The sequence below is a fragment of the Herbaspirillum sp. SJZ106 genome, from assembly GCF_006715495.1.
Lineage (GTDB): Bacteria > Pseudomonadota > Gammaproteobacteria > Burkholderiales > Burkholderiaceae_D > Herbaspirillum.
Genome location: NZ_VFNI01000004.1, coordinates 129,383 through 154,371 on the forward strand (window position 1 = coordinate 129,383; position 24,989 = coordinate 154,371).

General features: G+C 62.5%; 26 protein-coding genes and 1 tRNA gene. 21 read left to right on the forward strand and 6 right to left on the reverse strand.

Annotated elements, in window-relative coordinates; translation table 11 throughout:
* Positions 1-5: 5 nt before the first annotated feature.
* Positions 6-1,424: a mannose-1-phosphate guanylyltransferase/mannose-6-phosphate isomerase gene (locus tag FB598_RS13710; RefSeq protein WP_141915792.1), complete on the forward strand. Its 1,419-nt coding sequence runs from the start codon at positions 6-8 to the stop codon at positions 1,422-1,424.
* Positions 1,425-1,842: 418 nt separating this feature from the next.
* Here FB598_RS13710 and FB598_RS13715 read toward each other — a convergent pair whose 3' ends face one another.
* Complete coding sequence (locus tag FB598_RS13715; RefSeq protein ID WP_141915790.1) at positions 1,843-3,009, reverse strand: glycerate kinase; 1,167 nt, start codon at positions 3,007-3,009, stop codon at positions 1,843-1,845.
* Positions 3,010-3,330: 321 nt separating this feature from the next.
* Here FB598_RS13715 and FB598_RS13720 point away from each other — a divergent pair, with 321 nt between their 5' ends.
* From FB598_RS13720 to FB598_RS13740, 5 genes are all read left to right on the forward strand, one after another.
* A complete protein-coding gene (locus FB598_RS13720; protein ID WP_141915788.1) occupies positions 3,331-3,546 on the forward strand; it encodes a hypothetical protein in 216 nt (71 codons plus the stop codon).
* 285 nt (positions 3,547-3,831) lie between these two features.
* On the forward strand, positions 3,832-4,617 hold the full coding sequence (locus tag FB598_RS13725) for a hypothetical protein (protein WP_255515774.1): 786 nt from the start codon (positions 3,832-3,834) through the stop codon (positions 4,615-4,617).
* A gap of 211 nt (positions 4,618-4,828) precedes the next feature.
* Positions 4,829-5,095, forward strand: a complete 267-nt coding sequence (locus FB598_RS13730) for a hypothetical protein (protein ID WP_141915785.1) — start codon at positions 4,829-4,831, stop codon at positions 5,093-5,095.
* Between the two features lie 99 nt (positions 5,096-5,194).
* Positions 5,195-5,271 (forward strand) — tRNA-Pro (locus FB598_RS13735).
* Between the two features lie 278 nt (positions 5,272-5,549).
* Positions 5,550-5,774, forward strand: coding sequence for a hypothetical protein (locus tag FB598_RS13740; protein ID WP_141915782.1), 225 nt, complete (start codon positions 5,550-5,552; stop codon positions 5,772-5,774).
* 88 nt (positions 5,775-5,862) lie between these two features.
* Here the strand turns inward: FB598_RS13740 and dmeF are convergent, their stop codons facing one another.
* Complete coding sequence (dmeF, locus tag FB598_RS13745; RefSeq protein ID WP_141915779.1) at positions 5,863-6,801, reverse strand: CDF family Co(II)/Ni(II) efflux transporter DmeF; 939 nt, start codon at positions 6,799-6,801, stop codon at positions 5,863-5,865.
* A gap of 8 nt (positions 6,802-6,809) precedes the next feature.
* Positions 6,810-7,085 carry a metal/formaldehyde-sensitive transcriptional repressor gene (locus FB598_RS13750; RefSeq protein WP_141915777.1) on the reverse strand — a complete coding sequence of 92 codons (276 nt, stop codon included), beginning with the start codon at positions 7,083-7,085 and terminating at the stop codon, positions 6,810-6,812.
* Positions 7,086-7,357: 272 nt separating this feature from the next.
* On the opposite strand from FB598_RS13750, the gene FB598_RS13755 reads away from it, so the two are divergent.
* The 11 genes from FB598_RS13755 to FB598_RS13805 all read left to right on the forward strand — a co-directional run bounded on the left by FB598_RS13755 (position 7,358) and on the right by FB598_RS13805 (position 19,656).
* Positions 7,358-8,971 (forward strand): methyl-accepting chemotaxis protein, encoded by a 1,614-nt coding sequence (locus FB598_RS13755; protein ID WP_255517180.1) that lies wholly within the window; start codon positions 7,358-7,360, stop codon positions 8,969-8,971.
* Positions 8,972-9,165: 194 nt separating this feature from the next.
* Positions 9,166-10,035, forward strand: coding sequence for a CheR family methyltransferase (locus FB598_RS13760; RefSeq protein WP_141915771.1), 870 nt, complete (start codon positions 9,166-9,168; stop codon positions 10,033-10,035).
* The gene (cheD, locus tag FB598_RS13765) at positions 10,032-10,637 is read left to right on the forward strand and encodes a chemoreceptor glutamine deamidase CheD (RefSeq protein WP_141915768.1); all 606 of its coding nucleotides are present in this window, start codon (positions 10,032-10,034) and stop codon (positions 10,635-10,637) included. The genes FB598_RS13760 and cheD overlap by 4 nt, the downstream gene beginning before the upstream one ends.
* Positions 10,638-10,691: 54 nt before the next feature.
* Positions 10,692-11,768: a chemotaxis response regulator protein-glutamate methylesterase gene (locus FB598_RS13770; protein WP_141915766.1), complete on the forward strand. Its 1,077-nt coding sequence runs from the start codon at positions 10,692-10,694 to the stop codon at positions 11,766-11,768.
* Positions 11,769-11,951: 183 nt separating this feature from the next.
* On the forward strand, positions 11,952-12,347 hold the full coding sequence (gene cheY / locus FB598_RS13775) for a chemotaxis response regulator CheY (protein WP_050466451.1): 396 nt from the start codon (positions 11,952-11,954) through the stop codon (positions 12,345-12,347).
* Positions 12,340-12,984: a protein phosphatase CheZ gene (gene cheZ, locus FB598_RS13780; protein ID WP_141915763.1), complete on the forward strand. Its 645-nt coding sequence runs from the start codon at positions 12,340-12,342 to the stop codon at positions 12,982-12,984. Before cheY ends, cheZ begins: the two co-directional genes overlap by 8 nt.
* 356 nt (positions 12,985-13,340) lie before the next feature.
* Positions 13,341-14,513, forward strand: a complete 1,173-nt coding sequence (gene flhB, locus FB598_RS13785; RefSeq protein ID WP_141915760.1) for a flagellar biosynthesis protein FlhB — start codon at positions 13,341-13,343, stop codon at positions 14,511-14,513.
* 2 nt (positions 14,514-14,515) lie between these two features.
* Positions 14,516-16,612 carry a flagellar biosynthesis protein FlhA gene (flhA, locus tag FB598_RS13790; RefSeq protein ID WP_141916065.1) on the forward strand — a complete coding sequence of 699 codons (2,097 nt, stop codon included), beginning with the start codon at positions 14,516-14,518 and terminating at the stop codon, positions 16,610-16,612.
* Complete coding sequence (gene flhF / locus FB598_RS13795; RefSeq protein WP_141915757.1) at positions 16,609-18,081, forward strand: flagellar biosynthesis protein FlhF; 1,473 nt, start codon at positions 16,609-16,611, stop codon at positions 18,079-18,081. Before flhA ends, flhF begins: the two co-directional genes overlap by 4 nt.
* 34 nt (positions 18,082-18,115) lie before the next feature.
* The gene (locus tag FB598_RS13800; RefSeq protein ID WP_141916064.1) at positions 18,116-18,916 is read left to right on the forward strand and encodes a MinD/ParA family protein; all 801 of its coding nucleotides are present in this window, start codon (positions 18,116-18,118) and stop codon (positions 18,914-18,916) included.
* A gap of 5 nt (positions 18,917-18,921) precedes the next feature.
* Positions 18,922-19,656, forward strand: a complete 735-nt coding sequence (locus tag FB598_RS13805; protein ID WP_141915755.1) for an RNA polymerase sigma factor FliA — start codon at positions 18,922-18,924, stop codon at positions 19,654-19,656.
* A gap of 520 nt (positions 19,657-20,176) precedes the next feature.
* On the opposite strand, the gene FB598_RS13810 is transcribed toward FB598_RS13805, so the two are convergent.
* From FB598_RS13810 to flgA, 3 genes are all read right to left on the reverse strand, one after another.
* On the reverse strand, positions 20,177-20,638 hold the full coding sequence (locus FB598_RS13810) for a flagella synthesis protein FlgN (RefSeq protein WP_141915752.1): 462 nt from the start codon (positions 20,636-20,638) through the stop codon (positions 20,177-20,179).
* 28 nt (positions 20,639-20,666) lie between these two features.
* Positions 20,667-20,969 (reverse strand): flagellar biosynthesis anti-sigma factor FlgM, encoded by a 303-nt coding sequence (gene flgM / locus FB598_RS13815; RefSeq protein ID WP_141915750.1) that lies wholly within the window; start codon positions 20,967-20,969, stop codon positions 20,667-20,669.
* Between the two features lie 164 nt (positions 20,970-21,133).
* Positions 21,134-21,862 carry a flagellar basal body P-ring formation chaperone FlgA gene (gene flgA / locus FB598_RS13820; RefSeq protein ID WP_183405853.1) on the reverse strand — a complete coding sequence of 243 codons (729 nt, stop codon included), beginning with the start codon at positions 21,860-21,862 and terminating at the stop codon, positions 21,134-21,136.
* A gap of 210 nt (positions 21,863-22,072) precedes the next feature.
* On the opposite strand from flgA, the gene flgB reads away from it, so the two are divergent.
* From flgB to flgE, 4 genes are read left to right on the forward strand one after another with little or no spacing between them, the layout of a single operon-like run.
* Entirely contained in the window at positions 22,073-22,501 is a 429-nt protein-coding gene (gene flgB / locus FB598_RS13825; protein ID WP_141915748.1) for a flagellar basal body rod protein FlgB, read from the forward strand.
* A gap of 6 nt (positions 22,502-22,507) precedes the next feature.
* Entirely contained in the window at positions 22,508-22,912 is a 405-nt protein-coding gene (gene flgC, locus FB598_RS13830) for a flagellar basal body rod protein FlgC (RefSeq protein ID WP_141915746.1), read from the forward strand.
* Positions 22,913-22,923: 11 nt separating this feature from the next.
* Positions 22,924-23,649: a flagellar hook assembly protein FlgD gene (locus FB598_RS13835; protein ID WP_141915744.1), complete on the forward strand. Its 726-nt coding sequence runs from the start codon at positions 22,924-22,926 to the stop codon at positions 23,647-23,649.
* A gap of 26 nt (positions 23,650-23,675) precedes the next feature.
* On the forward strand, positions 23,676-24,938 hold the full coding sequence (gene flgE, locus FB598_RS13840) for a flagellar hook protein FlgE (protein ID WP_141915742.1): 1,263 nt from the start codon (positions 23,676-23,678) through the stop codon (positions 24,936-24,938).
* The last annotated feature ends 51 nt before the right edge of the window (positions 24,939-24,989 follow it).

Sequence of the window (24,989 nt, forward strand, 5' to 3'; positions counted from 1 at the left end):
AAACCATGAAAATTTATCCCGTCATCCTTTCCGGCGGTTCCGGCACCCGTTTGTGGCCTCTGTCGCGCGCTGCGTTGCCCAAGCAGCTGATCTCGGTCGTGGGCCAGCGCACCATGCTGCAAGACACGGTGGCCCGCGTGAACAACTGGCCGCAGATCATGCCGCCCTTGTTCGTGTGCGGCAACGACCATCGCTTCATGGTGGCCGAGCAGATGCGCGAGATCGGCGTCAAGCCGCTGGCGATCATGCTCGAGCCGGTGGGGCGAAACACCGCTCCGGCGGTGGCGGCCGCGGCCCATCTGCTGGCCAGGCGCGACCCGGAGGCGGTCATGCTGGTGCTGCCGGCCGATCATGTGATCGATGATGTGGACGCCTTCAGGGATGCCGTGTCGCGCGCGTCCGAAGCGGTCGCCGGCGGCGCCCTGGCGACGTTCGGCATCTTGCCCTCGGCGCCCGAGACCGGTTACGGCTATATCCGCCGCGGCAAGCCGGTTGCCGGCGTCGGCAATGCCTTTGTGGTGGACAAGTTCGTCGAAAAGCCGGATCTCGCCACCGCCAAGGTATTCCTTGAAGAAGGCAACTATTCCTGGAACAGCGGCATGTTCCTCTTCAAGGCCGCCGATTATCTGGAAGAGCTGAACACGCACCGCCCGGACATCGCCGCGCCGGTCGGGCAAGCGGTCGCCAACGGTTATGATGATCTCGATTTCTGCCGGCTGGAGCAGGCCAGCTTCGAGGCCACGCCTGCCGAATCGATCGATTACGCGGTCATGGAAAAGACCCGGAAGGCGGTGGTGGTGCTGGCCGATATCGGCTGGAGCGATGTCGGCTCATGGAGCGCCTTGTGGGCGGTGCAGGAAAGCGATGCCAATGGCAACGTGGCGCGCGGCGACGTGCTGCTGCAGGATGTCTCGGATACCCTGGTGCGCGCCGAGAGCCGCATGGTGGCGGCCTTGGGCGTCGAGAACCTGATCATCGTCGAAACCGACGACGCGGTGCTGGTCGCGCACAAGGACAAGGTGCAGGACGTCAAGAAGATCGTCGATGCCCTGAAGTCGTCCGGACGCAGCGAGCACCTGTACCACAAGCGCGTATTCCGTCCGTGGGGCAGCTATGAGAGCGTCGCCGAGGGCGAGCGTTTCCAGGTCAAGCGCATCATCGTCAAGCCGGGCGAAAAGCTCTCGCTGCAGATGCACCACCACCGCGCCGAACACTGGGTGGTGGTCAGCGGCACCGCCCTGGTGACGCGCGGGGAGGAGGTCAAGCTGCTGAGCGAGAACGAATCGATCTATCTGCCCATCGGCGTGACGCACCGCCTGGAGAACCCGGGCAAGCTGCCGCTGCACTTGATTGAGGTGCAGTCGGGAAGTTATCTCGGCGAAGACGACATCGTGCGCTTTGAGGACATCTACAAGCGCGTCTAGCAATCGTTACCGGGACGACTGCGGCAGTGAATGCATGCCATGCATTCACTGCGTGCAGAATAAGAAAAATTATTTATATCAATGGCTTAAGCCGCTCTTCCCAGGGTTTTCCACAGGCTTGCCCCCATTTTCCGGGGATAAGTGGGAGCGCGCGGCGACCGGCGAAGATGAAACGCGGGAAATGCTGCAATGCGTTGGCCGGAAGGTCTTTTTCTACGGCGCAAGATGAAAAAGCAGGCGCGTTGCACGCCTTTGCACCGTTTTTGGAAAACGGTTTTCAATCAATGGCTTGGATGAGTTTTCCTCAGCTTTTCCACAGGCCTGTCCCCGAATTGTGTGAACAACTTTGGTAGAAGCGGCAGGGGGGGCCGCCTGTGGAAAAGGTTGCGTGCCGGCGCCGGCTGGCGCTTGCTAGTGCTTATTTCTTGGCGCCGGCGGCGGTGTGCCATAGCCGCGCCATTTGTTCCGCGCTGCTGCGCAGCAAATCAGGCGCGTCGGCGATGGCATCTTGCAAGCTGCCGGGGCCGAATACGATGGAGAAGCAACCCGAGAAGCTGCCTTGCAGTTCGCCCAGCGATTTGCGGTCGATGCCGCCGGAGAGCAGCGTGGTCGGCACGCCGGCGCGGCGCGCCCGTTGGCTGGCGATGAAGGGTGCTTTGCCATGCAAGGTTTGAGCGTCGCTGCGCCCTTCGCCGGTGATGAGCCAGTCGGCGCCGGCCAGCGCCCCGTCCAGGTCGATATGGTCGGCCACCGTTTCGGCGCCGGAGCGGAACTCCGCCCCCAGCATCAGCAATGCGTAACCCAGCCCGCCCGCCGCGCCGGCGCCGGGTTTGCCGCAAGCGGAATGTCCCAGTTCCTTTTCCAGCACTGCGGCGAAGTGAGCCAGCGAACGGTCCAGCAATCCGACTTGTTCGGGCGTGACGCCTTTTTGCGGGCCGAATACCGCGGTGGCGCCCTCATCGCCGCACAGGGGATTGTTGACGTCGGACATGGCCACGATCCTGGCGTCCCTGATGCGGGCGTCGATGCCGGAGGCGTCGATGCGCGTCACCTTGTGCAATTGCGCGGGCAGCGGCGGTACGGCTTCGCCGGCCGCATCGTAGAGTTTCAGGCCGAGCGCGCACAGCAGGCCGGCGCCGCCGTCATTGGTGCTGCTGCCGCCCAGTCCGACCAGGAAATGGCGTGCGCCGCGATCCAGCAGCTTGAGCATGGCGTCGCCCACGCCCAGGGTACTGCGCTGCTCCACCGGCACGGCGATGCCGGCGGCATCGGTCAGGCCGACGATGGCGGCCGATTCGATCACCGCGCTGCCGTCCTTGAGGATGCCGACCGGACAGTCGGCGAGTTGCCCCGCAGCGTTGCGGCAGGTCAGGGCAAGGCGTTCGCCGCCGGCATGCATCAGCGCATCCAGCGTGCCTTCGCCGCCGTCGGCGATCGGCCGCAGGCGTATCTGCGCGCCGGGAATGGCGGCTTGTATGCCGGCGCCGATGGCGGCGGCGACTTCTTCAGCGGTCAGCGAGCCTTTGAAGGAGTCGGGGGCGATGACGACGATGGGCGGGCGTGGCGATGTGCTGGTGTTGGTCATGGATATGGTTTGGAAAAGGCGCCGTGGCGGCATTGCCGTGCGGTTGCCAGGGATTGCGGGAGTCTCTCTGCTTGTTCTGGGTGCGAGTCGCAACGGAATCCTTGATGGGGACCCGCTGCAACCAGGCAATTATATAAGCAGAGCTTTATCCGGTTATTGAAGCGAAAGTATAGGGACTAGAGAATGTTGACGCAGGTTTCTCGCGGGCAAGGCTGGACGGCGCACGCGGCGCGTAACAAAAGGTAAGGGCGGTGGATGCGCGCGCGCGGCTGCGGCATATTCAATCCATTACCGGCCTTGCGCGCCGGAGGAGCAACAACCATGAAGCGTTTTCTGTATCTGCTTGCGGCGCCCGCAGTGTTGCTGCTGAGCGGCTGCGTGGCGGTGCCATACGATCCTTATTACGGAGGGCCGGTGGCCTATCCGGCGCAGCCGGTATATGCGGCCCCTTATCCCTATTATTCCTATCCGTCGACCTCGATTTACTTCGGCTACGGTGGCGGATGGGGCGGCGGCCGGGGGCATTGGCGCCGCTAAAGGGCGGTTCAAGGTACGGCAGGATCGCCGCGATGGCGGCATCCTGCGGTTTCGGCGTTGAAAAAAGCATGGAACCCGGGCGCGTCGAGGCGTACAAAACCGTTAAAATATCGCGTCCTCGACATGGCACATGGCTGACGGCGCGTGGGGCGCTGCGGTAGCTGTCGGTGCTGTTGCCTCTTTTTCCTCCATTGCGCTGAATATCAGGAACCGCTGCCGTACGGTATGAGTTTTTTCAGTTCGTTCACCCGATCAGACATTGTTTCCCGAGCACGACGCCGAACCGTGCTGGGCCTCGTGCTGTCGGTACTGATCCACGCCGGCATGTTCATGGTGTTGCGGGCCAAGCTGAGCGAGCCGCCCCGCGTCGAAACTTCCGGCAAGCCGGATGCGCCGCTGCAAGTGACCTTTATCAAGCCGCCACCCCGGCCCGAACCGTCGGCGGCTCCTCCTCCCCCGAAAACCCCGGCGCCGCCGAAGAAACAGGCGGCCAAGGCGCCGCCCAAACGCAGCGCCGCCGCTCCCCGCAAGACCGAAACGGCGCGGGCCGCGCCGGCGCCGGTCGCTCCCGAGGGAACCGTGCCGCCGGTGACGCAAGCATCGCCGGAGATGGACTTCAGTTCCATGATCAATCGTAACCGCGAGCGCCGGCAAGCGCTGGAAGATGCCGCGGCGCGGGAGAACGCGGCTGCGCGTGCGGCGGAAAATCCCTCCGCCAATGACATCGCAAAGGCCAATATCGCGTTCCAGGAGCAGCGCGGACGCGGCACCAACGGCGTATTCGAGATCGTCAGCAAGGGGCCCCGCGTGGCCCAGTATTCTTTCCGCGGCTGGACCAGCGACCAGCGGCGCAGCCAGAGGCAATTGATCGAGGTCGATGCCGGCCCGGGCGGCAATGTCGAACTGGCGGTGGTGGACAGCATGATTGCGCTGATCCGGAAATACTATTCCGGCGATTTCAACTGGGATTCGCAACGTTTGGGACGGATAGTGGTGCTGTCGGCCCGCCAGAGCGACACCAAGGGGTTGCAGGCCTTCCTGTTGAAGGAATTCTTCGGTACCGGCGGCTGATGCCGTTGCGGCGGCATCGGGTTGGATTGCCTTCCTGACATGCCTTCATGGAAAATTCCCGCGGAATTCCAACGTTCCATTGATCTATTGATCTATTGATGCCCAGTCAGGCGTTGCCGGGGATTTGGCATGGAATAAGATTTCCGTGCGGAAAATCAAAATATTTCGTGCTAGGATGCATATTGTTTCTGCATGGCAAATGGGCATTCCAATGGACATCGAATTGACCGGTGAAGAATTGCGCTGGATGTACAGCGTATTCAAGGGCGAATTTCGCATCGTCCCGCCGCGCATCGTCAAGAGCGTCATCTCCAAGGGACTGGGCATTCCCAACCTCGGCGGCGCGTTCAACCTGACGCGCGCCGGCAGGGATGTGTTCCGCCGGACGCCACAAGGCCAGGGTGATGAGCCGGCGGATGAGGAAATGCATATCATCCGCTCCAAGGCCCGTTCGCGCAGTAACTGGCGCCTGGGATGAGTGTTGCTCCGGATTTCCAGCGGCGCCGGCGAGAATATTGATGGCGCCGAGAAATAGTTGAGCAAAAAACACATGTCCTGTTATAATTGCGAGCTCAGTCGGGGCGTAGCGCAGCCTGGTAGCGTACTTGCATGGGGTGCAAGGGGTCGAGTGTTCGAATCACTCCGTCCCGACCAAAAAACAAGCGTTCGCAGTTGATGCGGACAAAGAAAACCGCCGTCAGAACTTGTTCTGGCGGCGGTTTTTTTTCATGTGACCGCCGCTGCTTCCGCTCCCGGCGTCCGGGATTTTAGGCGGGCGAGGCCGGCCCGGGCGTTACACAAATACACAATTTCAGGTCTACATCGCGCTTGCTTCGGGCGTTATCTGATCACCACGAACGGCATGTGGAGATCCGGGGGCGACTTTCGATCCTCCGGGGAACAATTCGCCAAACAAGATCAGGAGCGCAAGAATGAAAATCCATTTATTGATTCCGGCTGTTGCCGCAACACTCGTCCTGGGTGGCTGCGTGGTGACGCCGCCTACGGTGCGGCCGGCTTATGTCGCGCCTCCCGGAGTGGTCTACGTTGAACCCACCTATGTATCGCCAGGGCCCGGTTATGTCTGGGAATACCATGCCCATTATGGCTGGGGCTGGCATCACCCGCAGTATGGCTGGCATCGGGGGTGGCGTTGAGGCTGCAAGCCCGGCCAGTGGCAGTGACGTAAAAAAACAGCGGTCGATCCGCTGTTTTTTTTATGGTCTTGCCGTCATGACGCCGGTTTCATGCAATCCGGTGTTCCAGCGTGAGGTGTTTCAGTTCGGCGATCGCCGCCAGTTTTTCGCGCAAGGCGGTTTGGCTGACGCGCGCCGGAGCTGAGACGCTGACGATAGCCGCGTGCGCGGCCGGACCGATGCGCCATACATGCAAATCGTCGATGCGGGTTCCGTCGCCGTCGAGCGCATGGCGGATCCGGCGCGCAAGGCGGTCGTCGGTGACGTCGAGCAATACGGCGGAAGTTTCGCGCAGCAGCGAATAAGACCAGCGCGCGATCACCGCCGCACCCACCACCCCCATCAGCGGGTCGAGCCAGGTCCAGCCCAGGTAAAGGCCGGCCAGCAAGGCGCCGATGGCCAGCACCGAGGTCAGCGCATCGGCCAGGACATGGATATAGGCCGAGCGCAGATTGTTGTCATGGTCATCGGCATGGCGATGGTCGCCGCCGTGGGAGTGCTGGTGCGCATGCTCATCGCCATGATGCGCGTGCCCGTGTCCGTGCCTGGCCAGCAGCAGCGCGCTGGCGATGTTGACTGCCAGGCCGATGGCAGCGATGGCGATGGCTTCGCCGAACTGCACCGTGGTCGGCCGCGCAAGCCGCCAGAGGGATTCGGCGCCGATGCCGATGGATACCCCGGCCAGCGCCAGGGCCGAGGCAAAGCCGGCCAGGTCCCCGACCTTGCCGGTGCCGAAGCTAAAGCGCGTATCGCGCGCATGGCGTCGCGCGAACACATAGGCGCCAACCGAGATCGCCAGCGCCCCGGCATGGGTGGCCATGTGAAAGCCATCGGCCAGCAGCGCCATCGATCCGGTGAGGTAGCCGGCGATGATTTCCGCCGCCATCATCGCGGCGGTCAGCAGGACGACCCACAGCGTGCGTCTGGTATTGCGGTCATGGTCGGCGCCGAGGTAGATGTGTTCATGCGCGGAGGAGGTCGGTTGCATAGGCGTTCCTATTTTGAATAGCGGCGAATTGCCTGCAGTACTTCTTCCAATCCCTGGCTGCGTTCATGGTCGGACAGGCCGGGGCGGGCGACATGTTCGCGCGCATGGGCCTGGATCAATTCATCCATCAGGCCGTTGAGCGCGCCCCGGATGGCGGCCGCCAGATGCAAGGTTTTGCTGCAATCGGCATCGGCTTCCAGCGCGCGATCCAAGGCTTGCAACTGGCCGCCGATGCGGCGCACGCGCTTGAGCAGCTGGTTCTTGTGCTGCGCAATGTGGCTCATACCATACCCCCCTATCCTATATGAGGCGGATTGTATCGCCATATCCGGCGTTTGTGCCGCTTCCGGCGGGCGATGTCATTGAGACAATCCCGCACGGAAAACAGGCGAACAGATGTGCGTTCATAAGCTATGCGTAAGTTATCCGCTCTACATTGTGGACAATGCGGCTCTTTATGCACGCAGCCATGCCTGCCTTGAAGCAGGCGCTGATAAGCGGAATATCCGCAGGGAGACAAGCGATGGCAAAGTTGAAGGCAAACTCCAAGGGTTGCATGAGGGCTTGGAGCATCAGGCTGTTGCCCTGGGTAGTTGGCGTGCTGGCAGGAGTCGGCCTGGCTTTCGCGCTGGAGGCGTTGCATGCCGGTGCGGCGCTGGGCGCGCCCTTACCGGCTTGCCTGGCGGTGCTGGCCGCGCTGGCGTGCTCCGCCCTGGCGCAACGCCGGCGCAATCCGGGCGGCGCGCAACTGGTCGAGAAGGTCGGCAACGAGATCGACCACATCATGATCGGCGCCGCCGAAACCTCCTTCTTCGTCGATTCCATCAAGGGCAAGATCAGCAAGGACGTCGACGCGGCCAATAACATCGCGGCCAGTGCCGAGCAAAGCGCGGCCAGCACCGAACAGATTGCCGTCAATGCCGAACGCGCTTCGGCCATCGCCTCCAAGGTGCGTTCGGAAAGCATCAGCGGCCGCACCGAGGTCGACCACGGCTTGCAGCAGATCGGCCAGGCGCGCACCGATGCGCAGGCGGCTTCCGGCATGATGGCTCAGCTGCAGGAAAAATCGCGCCGCATCCATGGCATCACCGAAGTCATCAGCGAGATTGCGGCCCGCACCAATCTGCTGGCGCTCAATGCCGCCATCGAGGCCGCGCGCGCGGGAGAGCAGGGCCGCGGGTTTGCCGTGGTGGCCGGAGAGGTGCGCCAGCTGGCGCAACGCACCAAGGAGGCCACGGACGATATCGGCGTGATGGTGCGCGCCATCAATGAAGAGGCCGAGCGTGCCGCATCGGGCATGAATGCGCTCAGCGGCCGCGTGCTGGAAGCGGCCCAGAATGTCGAGAAGGTGCATGCGCTGCTCAATGGCATCGAGCGTTCGGCCAGCCAGTCCCAAGAGCAGATCGAGGAGATCGCCCTGGCTTCGCGCGAACATGTGCAGACCACGCAAAACATCGCCGAATCCATATCGGCCATTCGCAACGGAATGCTGCAGACCGACGCCGAACTGCCGCGCGTGGCGGCGTCGGCGATGGCCTTGTCGGAGCGCGCCGAAATCGTGTTCGAGGCGATCGCCGAAAGCGGCGCGGGCACGGCGCACGATGCGATCCGCGCGGCGGCGGCCGAAGGCGCGCATCGGGTCGGCCGGCTGTTTGAGGAGTCGATCGCCGCTGGGCGCATCACCGAAGCGGCGCTGTTCGACCGCACTTACAAGCCTATCCCGAATACCTCGCCGCAAAAACATGCGACGCTGTTCGACGGTTTTACCGACCGTGTGCTGCCGCAGATCCAGGAGGCCCTGCTTGAGCGGATGCCGCAACTGGCGTATGCCGGCGCGGTCGACAATAACGGCTATTTCCCCACGCATAACAAGAAGTTTTCGCAGCCGTTGACGGGCAACTATGACGTCGATCTGGTCAACAACCGGACCAAGCGCATCTTCAGCGACCGCACCGGCAAGCGTTGCGGCGCAAATACCAAGCCTTTCCTGTTGCAAACGTATAAGCGCGATACCGGAGAGGTGATGCACGACCTGTCGGTGCCGATCTATGTCAACGGCAAACACTGGGGCGGTTTCCGTGTCGGCTACCGTTCAAGCCATGCGCCGGCGCCGTCCGCGGCGGCGGCCAGGGCGCAGCCAGCCGGCCGCCCCGGTATCGCAAAAGCGTAGGCCGGCTTGGCAAGCCTGCTTGACGTGGCGCAATAGGGGGGTAATTCCGCTTCATTTCCAAGGTTGATTCGCTTGACCCCGTTCAGCGACTGATAGATTATTCGACAAGGGGGAACCCCGCCCGCGAGGAGCAGGGAAAGCAGAAATCATATGCATTCGCGCCGTTGGCGCGATGTGCCAGAGAAGGAAAATCAGTGAAGCCTACTGTGCCAAGCAAGGGGGAGACCGGGAAGGAGTTCGATTTCACCGGCCGCGATTTCGAGCGTGTCAGGGGACTTATCTATCAGCGTGCGGGCATCGCCTTGGCCGACAGCAAGCAGGAGATGGTCTACAGCCGCCTGGCGCGCCGCCTGCGCGCGACCGGCATCACCTCGTTCAATCAGTACCTCGATATGCTCGAGCGTACCCATGATTCCGATGAGTGGGAGGCATTTACCAATGCGCTGACCACCAACCTGACTTCATTTTTCCGGGAGTCGCACCATTTCCCGATTCTCGCCGATTTTGTCAAGACGCTAAAGGAGCCCGCTTCCATCTGGTGCTCGGCGGCATCGACCGGCGAGGAACCCTATACCATTGCCATGACGGTGTGCGAGGCTTATGGAACGCTGACGCCGCCGGTGCAGATCATCGCGACCGACATCGATACCAATGTATTGGCGACCGGCGCCAATGGCATTTATCCGATGGAGCGCATCGAGAAGCTGGCGCCGGAGCGGGTGAAAAAGTTCTTCCTGCGCGGCAAGGGCAACCATGAGGGCTATGTGCGCGTGCGGCCGGAGTTGCGCAAGCTGATCACCTTCAAGCAATTGAACCTGCTGGCAGACGGCTGGCCGATCAGCGGCCAGTTCGACGTCATCTTCTGCCGCAACGTGATGATTTACTTCGACAAGCCGACCCAGAGCAAGATCTTGTCGCGATTCGTGCCCCTGATGAAACCCCATGCCTTGCTGTTTGCCGGGCATTCGGAAAACTTCCTGTACGTTTCCGACGCCCTCAAACTCAAGGGGAAGACGGTCTACGAACTGAATGCGGCGCAGCGTGGCGCAAGGAACAAGACATGAGTCAAGCACCCGAGCAGTTTGCCACCAACCTTTACTACGATCGCACGTTCGACTGCGATGCGGCGAAGATCCTGCCGGGGGAGTATTACTTTACCCATAAGGACATGATGATCGTCACGGTCCTGGGGTCTTGCGTCTCGGCCTGTATCCGCGACCGGGTATCGGGCATCGGCGGCATGAACCACTTCATGCTGCCAGACGGCGGCGGCGATGACGGCAGCCCGGTGTCGGCATCGGCGCGCTACGGCACCTATGCCATGGAAATCCTGATCAACGACGTGCTCAAGGCCGGCGCGCGCCGCGATAACCTGGAGGCCAAGGTGTTCGGTGGCGGCAATGTGCTGCGCGGGTTTTCCGCCATCAACGTCGGCGAACGCAATGCCGAATTCGTCCGGCGCTATCTCAAGGCGGAAAGCATCCGCGTCGTGGCCGAGGATCTGAACGACATCTGGCCGCGCAAGGTGTATTTTTTTCCGCGAACCGGCAAGGTCCTGGTCAAGAAACTGAAGCAACTGCACAACGATACGCTGGCGGTGCGGGAAAAGGCTTATGCAAGCAAACTGGTTACCAAGCCGGTGGGCGGCGAAGTCGACCTGTTCTGAGCGTGGCCGCCCCTGCAGCAGGCAGGCGCGGCAAGCAATACGGAAAGCATGGTTATGAAAATAAAAGTACTCATCGTTGACGACTCCGCGCTGATTCGCAGCGTGATGCGTGAAATTATCGGCAGCCAGCCGGACATGGAAGTGGTAGGCGTGGCGCCCGACCCGATCATTGCCCGCGAACTGATCAAGCAGACCAACCCGGACGTGCTGACGCTGGACGTCGAAATGCCGCGCATGGACGGCCTGGATTTCCTGGAAAAGCTGATGCGCCTGCGCCCCATGCCGGTGGTGATGGTGTCTTCGCTGACCGAGCGCGGCTCGGAAATCACCTTGCGCGCGCTCGAACTGGGGGCGATCGATTTCGTCACCAAGCCCAAGATATCGATCCAGAGCGGCATGCAGGAATATGCCGATATGATCGCCGACAAGATCCGGGCCGCCTCCAAGGCGCGGGTAAAGGCCCGCGCGCCGCGCGCGGCCGAGCAGGGGCATGTGCCGGGCGAGGCCTTACCGCAGATCCGCAATCCGCTCACCAGCAGCGAAAAGCTGATCATCATCGGCGCTTCCACCGGCGGCACCGAAGCCATCAAGGAGTTCCTCATCCGCATGCCCTCGGACTGCCCCGGCATCCTGATCACCCAGCACATGCCGGAAGGCTTTACCCGTTCCTTTGCGCAGCGCCTCAACAACCTGTGCAAGATATCGGTGACCGAATCGGCCGGCAACGAACGCGTACTGCCCGGCCATGCCTACATCGCCCCCGGCCACTCGCACCTGAAGCTGGTGCGCAGCGGCGCCAACTACATGACCCAGCTCGACCAGGGGCCGCCGGTCAACCGTCACCGGCCATCGGTGGACGTGCTGTTCCAGTCGGCCGCGGCCTGCGCCGGCAAGAACGCCGTCGGCGTGATCCTGACCGGCATGGGCAAGGACGGCGCCCAGGGCATGCTGGAGATGAAGGGGGCCGGCGCCTACAATTTCGCCCAGGATGAAGCCTCCTGCGTGGTGTTCGGCATGCCGCGCGAAGCCATCGCAATCGGCGCCGCGCACGAGGTGCTGTCGCTGCAGGCGATGCCGGGCAGGGTGCTGGCATGGCTGGCCGAGCACGGCAGCCGGGCGTTGCGCGTATAAAACACGGCGGCAGCGCCGATTCCACTGCCATTTTCGTGGTTGCTGCACTACAATGCCGTGGCGCAGAAGAGGGGCGCATGGACGGAATGTCGCGTGCGTACGGAATAAGAAAGAGGGACGGTTCAAGTTCGCATGCGGGCTTGCCGTTAACCAAGAAATCAATTGATCAGATGGAGTCTTAGCATGTCGGGTCCCAATACCAAGTTCTTAGTCGTCGATGACTTTTCGACCATGCGCCGCATCGTGCGCAACCTGCTCAAGGAATTGGGCTACACCAACGTGGACGAGGCCGAGGATGGCGTGCAGGCGCTGCAAAAGTTGCGCAGCGACCAATTCGACTTCGTCGTCTCCGACTGGAACATGCCCAACATGGACGGCCTGACCATGCTGCAGGAAATCCGCAAGGACCCGTCGCTGTCCAAGCTGCCGGTGTTGATGGTCACGGCCGAAGCCAAGAAGGAAAACATCGTGGCCGCCGCCCAGGCCGGTGCCAACGGCTACGTGGTCAAGCCCTTCACCGCGGCGACGCTGGACGAGAAGCTGGCCAAGATTTTCGAAAAGATGGCCGCAGGTGGCTGAGGTGAGCGAGGACGCAAACGCCCCAGCCACGGGCGTGCTCAACGAGGAGGTACTCTCCCGCATCGGGCACATGACGCGCAACCTGCACGACAGCCTGCGCGGCCTGGGTTTCGACCGCTTGCTGGAAAGGGCCGCCAGCGACATGCCGGACGCGCGCGACCGCCTCGAATACGTGGCGCGCATGACCGAACAGGCGGCGCAGCGCGTACTCACGGCCACCGAGCTGGCCAGCCCGCTGCAAGAGCGCATCAAGGATGGCGCCGCCGAACTCAAGGCGCAGTGGGATGCGGCGGGGGCATCGGGCCTGTCCGAAGCGGGTTATCTGGCGCTGGGAACGAAGACATCGGCATTCCTGGCCCAGGCAGTCGAGGACAGCAGCGTCACCAAGCAGCAATTGCTCGATATCATGATGGCCCAGGATTTCCAGGACCTGACCGGGCAGGTGATCAAGCGCGTCACCCAATTGGCGCACGATCTGGAGTCGCAATTGGTGCAACTGCTGGTGGATTATTCGCCCGGCGAGGCGAAGAAGGAAGACACCGGCCTCCTGAACGGGCCTCAGATCGACCCGGCCGGCAAGGATGTGATCGCCAACCAGGGGCAGGTCGACGACCTGCTGGAAAGCCTGGGCTTCTGAGAAAGCGCGGCAGGCCGTTGTCGCAATGGCAATGGCCTGGTCTTGCGGGATGCAGCGACGTGCGAAACGCGCGAAACGCACGATGCGCCGGGGCGCATCCCTGGCGATGCGGCATTCCCGGCGAAAATCCGGCCGGAGCAGGTCGGATGTTGTCGTTCCAGCCTTTTTTCTTTCCTTTTCGATACGATCCGTTTTGCCACAGGCAGAGACTTGTGTTTTTGCCTAGTCCGAAATGGGGGACCTTTTTGCCCCTATTCCCCTGATGATACCGATGCCGGCTCCCCAATAATTCTGGCTATCGTTCTCGAAATCCGTCTATCAATCGGGAATGCAGTTTATGCAGGGGGATTCGGCAAATGGCCGACGACAGCGACATGGAGCGGACCGAGCCCGCCACGAGCAAACGTCTTGAGCGTGCTCGTGAGCAGGGCGATGTGCCACGTTCGCGTGAAATGGCGACGTGCGTGCTGCTGCTCATCGGCGGTTGCTGCGTATGGATGTTCAGCGGGCCGCTGGTGACCAGCCTGGACCGCATCATGGTCGCCGCCTTCACCTTCGAGCGTGCCGCGGCGTATGACCATATCGTGCTGTTCGACATGCTCAGCGCGCACTTCGTCGATGTCGCCATCGCCATCATCCCGATCGCATTCCTGATGACCCTGGCCGCGGTGGCTTCGCCGTTGATTCTCGGGGGCTGGCTGTTCAACACCGAGTCGCTGCTCCCCAAATTCAGCAAGCTCAACCCGGTCAAGGGCTTCACCAACATGTTTTCCCTCAATTCGCTGGCCGAATTGCTCAAGGCCGTGCTCAAGACCTTGCTGGTCGGCACGATCGCCTGGCTGGCGATCAAGAGCCAGATCGACGCGGTGATGGGGCTGGGCGTCGAGTCGATCAAGACCAGCAGCCAGCATTCGGCGCACCTGCTGTGGGTCAGCTTCATCATCATCGTGTCGTCGCTCATTTTCATCGCCATCCTGGACGTGCCGTACCAGATCTGGAACTACGGCAAGAAGCTGCGCATGACGCGCCAAGAAGTCAAGCAGGAACACAAGGAAGCCGAAGGCGACCCGCATATCAAGGGCAAGATCCGCGCGATGCAGCGCGCCATGGCCCGTCGCCGGATGATGGCCGAGGTGCCGACCGCCGACGTCGTGGTGACCAACCCGACCCACTACGCGGTCGCGCTGAAATACACCGAGGGCAAGATGGGCGCGCCCAAGGTGGTGGCCAAGGGCGCCGACGACATCGCCGCCAAGATCCGCGAACTGGCGCGCGAGCACAAAGTGCCGTTGCTGGAGGCGCCGCCGCTGGCGCGTGCGCTGCACACCCATACCGAAATCGGCGACGAGATTCCGGAAGCCCTTTATACCGCCGTGGCCGAAGTGCTGGCCTATGTCTTCCAATTGCGCACCTACGGCCAGTTTGGCGGCCACCGGCCGACCGAGCCGACCGAGCTTCAGGTGCCCAGTGAACTCGATCCGGCCACGGCGACCAAGTCGCGGGCGGCGCGGCGTAGAACGATGCAATGACTATGGCCAAACTCAATACCATGAAACTGCCGGCCTGGGTGCCGGTGAAAAGCTCGCGGGCGATGGCCGCGCCCATCCTGATCGTCATGATGCTGGCGATGATGGTGTTGCCGTTGCCGGCCTTCATGCTGGACCTGCTGTTCAGCTTCAACATCTCGTTGTCGGTCATCGTGCTGATGACGGCGCTGTACACCGTCAAGCCGCTGGACTTCATCGCCTTCCCGGCCGTGCTGCTGGTATCCACCATGCTGCGCCTGTCGCTCAACGTCGCCTCGACCCGGGTGGTCCTGACCGAGGGGCATACAGGGCCTGACGCGGCCGGCAAGGTGATCGAAGCCTTCGGCCACTTCCTGATCGGCGGCAATTACACGGTCGGCATCGTCGTGTTCGTGATCCTGACCATCATCAACTTCATGGTGGTGACCAAGGGCGCTGGCCGTATCGCCGAAGTGGGCGCGCGTTTCACCCTGGATGCGATGCCGGGCAAGCAGATGGCGATCGACGCCGACCTCAACGCCGGCCTGATCGGCGAGCCCGAAGCCCGGGCCCGCCGCAAGGAAGTGGCACAGGAGTCCGAGTTCTACGGCGCCATGGACGGCGCCAGTAAATACGTGCGGGGCGACGCCGTGGCCGGCATCATCGTGACGGTGGTCAACATCGTCGGCGGCCTGGTGGTCGGCATGGTGCAGCACGACCTGGCATTCGACACCGCACTGAAGAACTACACCTTGCTGGCCATCGGCGACGGCCTCGTGGCGCAGATCCCTTCCCTGATCATCTCGACCGCGGCCGGCGTGGTGGTCTCGCGCGTGGCCAACGACCAGGACGTGGGCGGGCAACTGATCAACCAATTGTTCGCCAAGCCGGAAGTGCTCTACATCACCGCCGTCATCATCGGCGGCATGGGCCTGATTCCGGGAATGCCGCACTTCGCGTTCATTGTCCTGGCCGCCGCCATGGCCGGCAGCGCCTACGTCATCGGCAACCGCAAGGAACTGGCCAAGACCGCCGCTGCGCAACCGGAATCGGTCACCGCCGCGCCGACCCAGGAAACGGAAGAAGCCACCTGGCAAGACGTCATGCCGGTCGATACGCTGGGCCTGGAGGTCGGTTACCGCTTGATTCCCCTGGTCGACAAGGCGCAAGGGGGCGAGCTGCTCAAGCGCATCAAGGGCATCCGCAAGAAATTCGCGCAGGAGGTCGGCTTCCTGTCGCCGCCCATCCATATCCGCGATAACCTGGAGCTGAAACCGTCGGCCTACCGCATCACCCTCAAGGGCGTGGAAGTGGGCAAGGGCGAAGCGCATGCCGGGCAGTATCTGGCCATCAATCCAGGCATGGTCACCGGGCCGTTGCCGGGCATGATGACCAGCGATCCAGCGTTCGGCCTGCCGGCGGTGTGGATCGACAACAGCCTGCGCGAACAGGCTTCCACGATGGGCTATACCGTGGTCGATGCCGGCACCGTGGTGGCGACCCACCTGAACCACCTGATCACCACCCATGCGGCCGAGCTGCTGGGGCGCCAGGAAGTGCAAAGCCTGCTGGACCACCTGGCCAAGGAAGCGCCCAAGCTGGTCGAGGACCTGGTGCCGAAGATGCTGCCGCTGGGCACGCTGCAGAAGGTGCTGCAGAACCTGCTGCTGGAAGGCGTGCACATCCGCGACATGCGTACCGTCATCGAAACGCTGGCCGAGCATGCGGCGCGCATCCAGGAGCCCAACGAGCTCACCGCGATCGTGCGTATCGCGCTGGGCCGCGCGATCGTGCAACAGATTTTCCCGGGCGACAGCGAACTGTCCGTCATGACCCTGGATGTCAAGCTCGAGCGATTGCTGCTGCAGGCCTTGCAGGCCGGCGGCGACAGCGGCGGCATCGAACCCGGCCTGGCCGATTCGCTGGTTGCGCAAACCGAACAGGCGGCGCAGCGCCAGGAGCAACTGGGCCTGACGCCGGTATTGCTGGTTCCCGCGCCGTTGCGCGCATTGCTGTCGCGCTTCCTGCGGCGCGCCATGCCGCAGTTGCGGGTGCTGTCCCATTCTGAAATACCAGATTCGAAAACGATTAAAGTTACCAGCCTAGTTGGAGGGCAAGCATGAACGTCAAGAAATTTATCGCCAATTCGTCTCGCGAAGCGTGGCGCCAGGTACGTGAAGCGCTCGGCCCGGATGCCGTCATCCTCTCCAACCGCAACATTCCCGACGGGGTGGAAATCCTGGCGATGGCCAATGAGGACATGACCACGCTGGTGGCTCCCGGAGCCGCGCGCGAAGCGGTGACCCGGCCCCAGGCAGCATCGCTGCAGCAGCAGTCGGGCTTGCCGCCGGCGCCGCCATCCAGGCGCCCGGCCTTGCTGTCCTCGCCGCTGGCGCAGCAGCCGCCGCGGGCGCCGCGCGCCGAATCCGGGCCGTTGCTGGACCAGCCGCCGCTCGGCCTGATCGCTCCCAGGCCGGCCGAGCCAGCCGCGCCTGCCGACGCCCGTGTCTGGCGCAGCCGCAGCAGCGACCAGCGCCGTGCGCGCGATGCGGCGCAGCAAGGCGGGCAGGAGCAGGCCCCGCGCTCCTCGCTACCTGAATTCGACGGCAAGGATTATGATGAAATCCTGTCGGAAGTGATGAGCGAGATCCGTTCCATGCGCGGCGTGCTGGAAACGCAACTGGCGGAGATTTCCTGGGGCGGCACGCAAAAGCGCGAGCCCCTGAAGGCCCTGGTCATGAAGGAAATGCTGGCGGCCGGTTTCAGCGCCAGCCTGTCGCGCCTGATCACCGAAAACCTGCCCAACAACTCCAAGTCGCAGGACATCATGTTCTGGGTCAAGTCGGTGCTGGCGCGCAACCTCAATACGCTGGCCAGCGAAAGCGAATTGCTGGAAAACGGCGGCGTGTTCGCCATGGTTGGGCCGACCGGCGTGGGCAAGACCACGACGACCGCGAAACTGGCGGCGCGTTGCGTGATGCGCCACGGCTCCGGCAAGCTGGCGCTGATCACAACCGACGGCTACCGTATCGGCGGCTACGAGCAACTGCGCATCTACGGCAAGATCCTGGGAGTGATGGTGCACTCGGTCAAGGATGAAACCGACCTGCGCATTGCGCTGGAAGAACTCAAGGGCAAGCATACCGTGCTTATCGATACCGCCGGCGTGGGCCAGCGCGACCAGATGGTGGCCGAGCAGGAGGCGATGCTGGCCGGCGCCGGCGTCGACATCAAGCGCTTGCTGTGCCTGAACGCCACCGCCACCGGTGGCACCCTCAACGAGGTGGTGCATGCCTACTCGGGCTCGGGCCTGGCCGGCTGCATCGTCACTAAACTGGACGAGGCGGCCACCATCGGCAATGTGCTCGACGTGGTGATCCGCCACAAGCTCAACCTGCACTATGTGGCCAACGGCCAGCGGGTGCCGGAAGACCTGCATGTGGCCAACAAGCTCTACCTGGCCGACCGCGCCTTCAAGCAAAAGCGCGAAACCGCGCCGTTCGAATTCCAGGAGGGCGAGTTGCCGGTGGTGGTGGGGCCGACCGCGCTTTCCATGAATGACAAAGGCTTGCGAGAGGTGACCTTTGGCTAGTTACGACATCGACCAGGCGGCAGGACTGCGCCGGATGCTGGAGCGTCCGGTGCCGCGCCTGTTTACCTTTTTGTCGGTACTGGGCGAGGAAGAGAAGAGCGCGATGCTGATCAACCTGGCGGCATCGCTGAGCCAGGCCGGCCATCAGGTGCTGCTGGTTGACGGCGGCGTTGCGTCATCGGGCTTGCTGACGCGCATCGGCCTGCGCCACGATGTCGCCACGCTGCAGGAAGTCGCCCGCATGGAGCGGCCCTTGCATGAAGCGGTGCGCCTGCTTCCTGAGGGTTTTTCGATGGCCCGCATCGCGCGCCGCGCGGTGCCCGCGGCCGGCCATCCGCAAGCGGGCCGGCTGGTCTCGATCTTCGATACGCTCATTGAGCAGGCCGAAATCACGCTGGTCAACGGCGTATTGGCGGAGGATGACTCGTTTCCGGTATCGACCATGGAAATGGGGGAGATCGTCATCCAGCTCTCCACCAGCGCATCGTCGATCAAGGCCGCCTATGTGCTTTTGAAGAGCTTGACCGACAGGATCGGGCGCCGTCCGTTCAGCCTCATCATCAACGATGCGACCGAAGCGGAAGCGCAGACCGTCTATGCCAACATGGCGCAGGCGGCCAGTCGTTACCTGGCGGCGCAATTGAATTTCCTCGGATCGGTTCCGGCTGACGATCATATCCGGCGCGCCTGCGGGCAAGGCAGGGCGGTGATGGACGTGTTCCCGTTCGCGGGCGCGTCGATCGCCTTCCATCGCTTGGCCAAGCAACTGGCAGGGCAGGATGCGGCAAAAAGCGCTTACGGCATGGCAACCGACGGTGCAAGTCTCGGAGTGTGACGTGCATGTATAACGTCAAGGGAAAAACAGGCAAGAACGATTTGCTGGAGCTGCATGCGCCGCTGGTCAAGAAGCTGGCGCATCAGCTCAAGGCGAAGTTGCCCCCTAGCGTCGAGGTGGACGACCTGATCCAGGCCGGCATGATAGGCCTGCTGGACGCGGTCAACCGTTATGAGGAAACGCACGGCGCACAGTTCGAGACCTATGCCGTGCAGCGCATCCGCGGCGCCATGCTGGACGAGTTGCGCAGCAGCGACTGGCTGCCGCGCAGCATCCGCCAGAACGCGCGCAAGGTGGAAGATGCGATGCAGGCGCTGCTGCAGAAACTGGGGCGCCAACCGCAAGAGAACGAAGTGGCGCAGCACATGAAGCTCAGCCTGGCCGAATATCAGGCCATGCTCACCGATTGCGGCGGCCACCAGTTGATCTACTATGAAGACTTCCACGATGACGACAGCGGCCATGAGCATTTCCTCGATCGCTACCAATCGGCCGAAACCGACAATCCGCTGCAGAACCTGATCAACGGGGGCTTTCGCGAGGCCGTGGTCGAGTCGATCCGGGCCTTGCCGGAGCGCGAGCAAATCCTGATGGGTTTGTATTACGAGCAGGAGATGAACCTGAAGGAAATTGGCGCCGTCATGGGCGTGTCCGAATCGCGCGTATGCCAGCTGCACAGCCAGGCGATATCGCGCATGCGTTCCTACCTGCGCGAGCATGCCTGGTCCGGGGTGGCCTGAATCCCGCTGCTGATGCGCCCCATGGCGTGGTCAGGGCACGGCAATCACAGAAAAACGGCATGTACTACCGTAACGCCGCTTAGTTAAGGCTAACTCTCTCGCGCAATCATCAAGAATCCGTTCGGGCTGAGTAGACCCGCCAGGGCCGTATCGAAGCCAGCGTGCCGGCGTCAGCGGGTCTTGCCTGCCCTTCGATACGCTGCTACGCAGCTACTCAGGGCGAACGGGGTCTGAAGTGCACAAACACAAATGCCGTTCCGTTAAGGCTCATTCTGAGCTACTCACCACAGAATCCGTTCGGGCTGAGTAGGCCCGCCAGGGCCGTATCGAAGCCAGCGCGCCAGCGTTAGCGGTCTTGCCTGCCCTTCGATACGCTGATGCGCAGCTACTCAGGGCGAACGGAGTCTGGATCCCACAAACAAAAATGCCGTTCAGCGCTTAACTGAACGGCATTACGGTATGCACCGGGCTTTTTTATATGGCTTGCGCCGATTCCCGGTCGAGGAACCTGCGGTCGGATTTACACCACGCCAAGGCGGCGGCCGACCGATTTGATGCTGCTTTGGCCATCCGGGCCATAGAAGTTGCCCGCGTTGGACTTGCCTTGCAGGATGGTCAGCGCGCTTTGGTTGATCGACAGTTTCTTGCCGATCAGGAGGCCGTTGACGCGGTTCAGTTCCTTGGCGTCTTGCGCCAGGTCGAACAGGGCAGCCCAGATTTCCTTGTCGTCATCCGAACCTTGTTCATTCATCCACTGTTGCATGCCGCTTTCATCGTCGGCATAGCCAAGGCTGGCCAGGAGCTGGTGGCGCTGGCCGGCGAGGGTGGTCATTTCGGCAACGATGGTGGCCTTTTCGCCGATGAGGTCGGTCATGCCTTCGGACGCGGTCTCGGAGAGCAATGCTTGCTCCTGGCGCAGTTTTTCAACCAGCCGGGCCAGTGCCGTTTTTTCCTGTGTCAGGCTGTGTGCCGGGTTGCTCATGGTCTGTGATGGTTCGTGCGAATCCGGGTTAGGCCTTGCGCGCGTTGATCAGCGTCTGGACGGTATCGAACAGGCCGCTGGCGACCTTGTCCGGGTCGACCTGGAAAGTGCCGTTGGCGATGGCCGCCTTGATTTCCGCGACCTTCTTCGCATCGAAGCTGCCGTTGGCCTTGGTTTCCAGTGACTGGTAAGTGGCCGACAGGCGCACGTTGTCCGAGGCGGCGGCCGTCGAGGCTGCGCTGTTGCCGGTTTGCGCTCCCGGACGCGGCTGGGCCTGGGTTTGCTCGGTGGTGCGTCCGGCGGTGGATTTCAGGGCGTCATTAACATTCACGGCAGTATTCCTTGTAGGGTGAGGGTGCTTCGCACCGCCTGTCGCTTTGATTATCGGCTATTTTTCCGCAAACTTTAACAACTGGCGCCGCAATTTGAACCCTGTCGCCATCTTTCCTGGCATCCGTTCGATGCGGGTTCCTGGAAGAAACATGTTGCCCTGTATTAATAGTTGATTTCCAGAATGCCGCCTGCCTTGGCAATGCCGCTGACCACCTGTCCGGCCGCTGTCCGCGCTTGCGCCATTTGCCCCTCGGAGGCGTTGGACAGGGCGCGCGCCTCGGTTGAGATCTGGAAGCCGGGACCATTGGAGACGACGCGTACCGGCTGGCCTTGCTGCACCACGCGCTGGTTGCGCACGGTATCCATGCGCAGGGGAGTGCCGGCGCGCACCGACATGGAGGCGACCCGCCCGACGGCCTGGGATTCGTCGGTAATGATGCCGTTAGGCAATCCCGACAAATCGCCGCGCATGCGCGTGACGTCGGCGGCGCTGATGGTTTGTCCCTGGACCAGCGGCACGGCCGCCACCAGGTAATCCGATACCACCCGGACGTTGGCACGCACATAAACAGTCCACGGGGAGGGCGCCACGCATTTGATGCCGATGGTGGTCCTGCCCCACAGGCGCGCGCCATTCGGCATGAAGGCTTGCGGTTCGATGCAGGCGTTCAGGTTCAGGCGGGGATCCACCGGATCGACATCGACGGTGACGCTGCCCGGCAAGCCGGAGGTCTGCGTCTTGAGGAATTGCTCGGCGACCTGCTGCAGCGCCGGCAAGTCCTGGCGCTGGGGGGCATTCGGGTCTGCTTGGGCGAACGCGCCTTGGAAGCCGCAAGCCAGCAGGGCGAGGACGGCCGCGGCATGGCGCAATACGCGGGAAGGCTGTTTCATTTTGTGCAACTCGCCCCGGACGGGGCATTGGCGAATCTTGGCAGCAATGTTACTTCGCGCGCGCGAGGTCAAAAGCAGGAACAAGGGAGGCTTTTCTCTGCTTATCGCCCATTAAACTTCCGGGGGCAACCGTATGATCGAGCTTATGTAATTCCATCATCGGCGCAGTCCGCGATAACTTGAGCGGCGCCGGCATTCCAGGAGGGCCAGATGGTCTCAAAGCTCGACGACTATTTCCGCTTCAACGAACTGGCGCTGAACCTGCGGGCCCAGCGCCAGCAGGTGCTGGCATCCAATATCGCCAACGCCGATACCCCGAACTACAAGGCGCGCGACGTCAATTTCGCCGATGCGCTCAAGAATGCGCTGGACAATAAATCGACCGCGTTGCCTCCGCTGCGGTTGGCGCGTACCGCAGCGGCGCACGTCGCCGGCGAGGCAGCCGGTTCGGGCGAGGGCAGCATTGGCGGTTCGCCGCTGCTGTACCGCACCGCGACCCAGGGCAGCGTCGACGGCAATACCGTCGACATGGACGTCGAGCGCAATGAGTTCGTCGACAACGGCATTCGTTACGAAGCCGGCGTCACCGCAGTCAACGGCCAGATCAAGGCCATGATTAACGCCATCCAACCGGGTTGATAAGCCATGTCCCTCTCTAATATCTTCAATGTTGCCGGCTCGGCCATGAGCGCCCAGGCGCAGCGCCTGAATGCCGTGGCGAGCAATATCGCCAACGCCGACAGCGCCACCAGCCCCGACGGCACGCCCTACAAAGCCAAGCAGGTGGTGTTCCAGGCGATCCCGGTCGGCGACGTCAAGGACAGCGGCGTGAAGGTCGCGGCAGTGGTCGAAGATCAGGCGCCGCCCAAGCTGGTCTACGATCCCAAGCACCCGATGGCCGACGCCAACGGCTACGTGGCGATGCCCAATGTCAATCCGGTCGAGGAAATGGTCAACATGATCTCCGCCTCGCGCTCTTACCAGACCAACGTGGAAACGATGAACACCGCCAAGTCCATGCTGGTTAAAACCCTCACCATCGGCCAATAGGACTCTAGCCCATGACCACCGTATCTTCCGACCTGCTGACGGCCATGAACGGCACCGGCGGCACGAGCTCCTCCAGCGGCTCGGGCGGCCTCAACGACAATAGCGCAGATGCGATCCAGAACCGCTTCCTGACGCTCTTGATCGCCCAGATGAAGAACCAGGATCCCAGCAACCCGATGGACAACTCGCAGCTGACCACGCAAATGGCGCAACTGTCGACCGTCTCGGGCATCAGCCAGCTCAATACTACGCTGTCGACCCTGATGGGCAACCTGAGCTCCTCGCAGGCGCTGCAGTCGGCCAACATGATCGGCCACAGCGTGCTGGCGCCGGGCAACAGCATCCAACTGACCTCGGACACGACCAAGGCCGAGGACGGCACCGAAACCACGACGCAAAAGGCGGTGTTCGGCGTGCAGCTGGATTCGACGGCGTCTTCGGTCATCGTCACCGTCAAGGATTCCACCGGCGCCGTGGTGCGCACGATGGACCTGGGGCCGCAGGCGGCCGGCACGATGCCGGTGATCTGGGATGGCACCAACGACGTCGGCAGCAAGGCCGCGGACGGCAATTACACCTTTACCGTGACGGCCGCCAACAACGGCGTCGGCGTGAATGCGACCGCGCTCGCATTCGGCACCGTCGCCAGCGTGACCACGGCCGCCGATGGCAGCATCAAGCTCAACGTCTCGAACATCGGCACCATCAAGCCGACCGACGTCGTGCAAATTCTTTAATCGTCATTACCGACAGGGAGCAACAAATGGGTTTTCAACAAGGTTTGAGCGGACTGAACGGCGCGGCAAAGAGCCTGGATGTCATCGGTAATAACGTGGCCAACGCCAGCACCGTCGGCTTCAAGGAAGCGCAGGCGCAGTTCGCCGACATGTACGCCAATTCGATGAACCGTTCCGGCAATTCGCCGGTAGGTATCGGTGTGATGGTGGCCAATGTGGCTCAGGCGTTTACTCAGGGCAATATCTCCACGACGAACAATCCGCTGGACATCGCCATCAACGGCGACGGATTTTTCCAACTGGCATCCAGCCCGGACAGCAAGGCGCCGATGTATGGCCGCAATGGCCAGTTTGAACTGGACAAGAACGGCTACATCATCAATCCAAGCATGAATGGGGCTTACCTGATGGGGTATGCCGCAGGCGTGTCCGGCGGCGACCCGGTCGCGCTGAAGATCGATACCTCGGCGATGCCGGCCACGGCTACCACCAAAGTCAGCACCAAGGTGAACCTGGATTCGCGCCAGAGCGTGCCGACCGTGACCCCTTTCGATCCGGCCCAGCCGAATTCGTACAATAACTCGACCGGTGTGACGATGTACGACAGCCTCGGCAATCCGTACAGCGTGCAGACTTACTATGTGAAGAATGCGACCACAGGCACCCCGCCGACCACCACCTGGGATATTTACGCGACCATCGACGGCACAACCGTGACCAACGGCGCAACGCCGCCGGCTCCCTTGGCCATCGGCACGATGACCTTCGACTCTACCGGCGCGATGACCGCGACCACCGGCATGACGCTGGACATGACCAATTACACCAAGGCTGGCGGCACCTTCCCGGGAACCATCGCTTTGTCGTACACCGGTTCGACCCAGACCGGTTCGGCTTTCGTCAACCTGGCGCAAAGCCAGGATGGCATGATGCCGGGTACGCTCTCGAGCTTCTCGATCGCCAAGGATGGCAGCATCATCGGCTCCTACAGCAACCAGCAAACCAAGACTCTGGGGCAGGTGGTCCTGGTGAATTTTGCCAACCCGAACGGCTTGCAGCCGATCGGCAACAACCTGTACCAGGCAACTGCAGAAGCCGGCTCCCCGCTGGTCGGTACGCCTACGAGCGGCAGCTTCGGCACGTTGCAATCGCGCGCGGTGGAAGACTCCAACGTCGACCTGACCGCCGAACTGGTCAACATGATCGTGGCCCAGCGCGTCTACCAGGCCAACTCGCAAACCATCAAGGTGCAGGATACCGTCTTGCAGACCCTGGTCAGCATGCGCTGATCGGGTGATGGGCGCGCCTTCCGGGGCGCATATGCTTCACAGCCGCCGGCC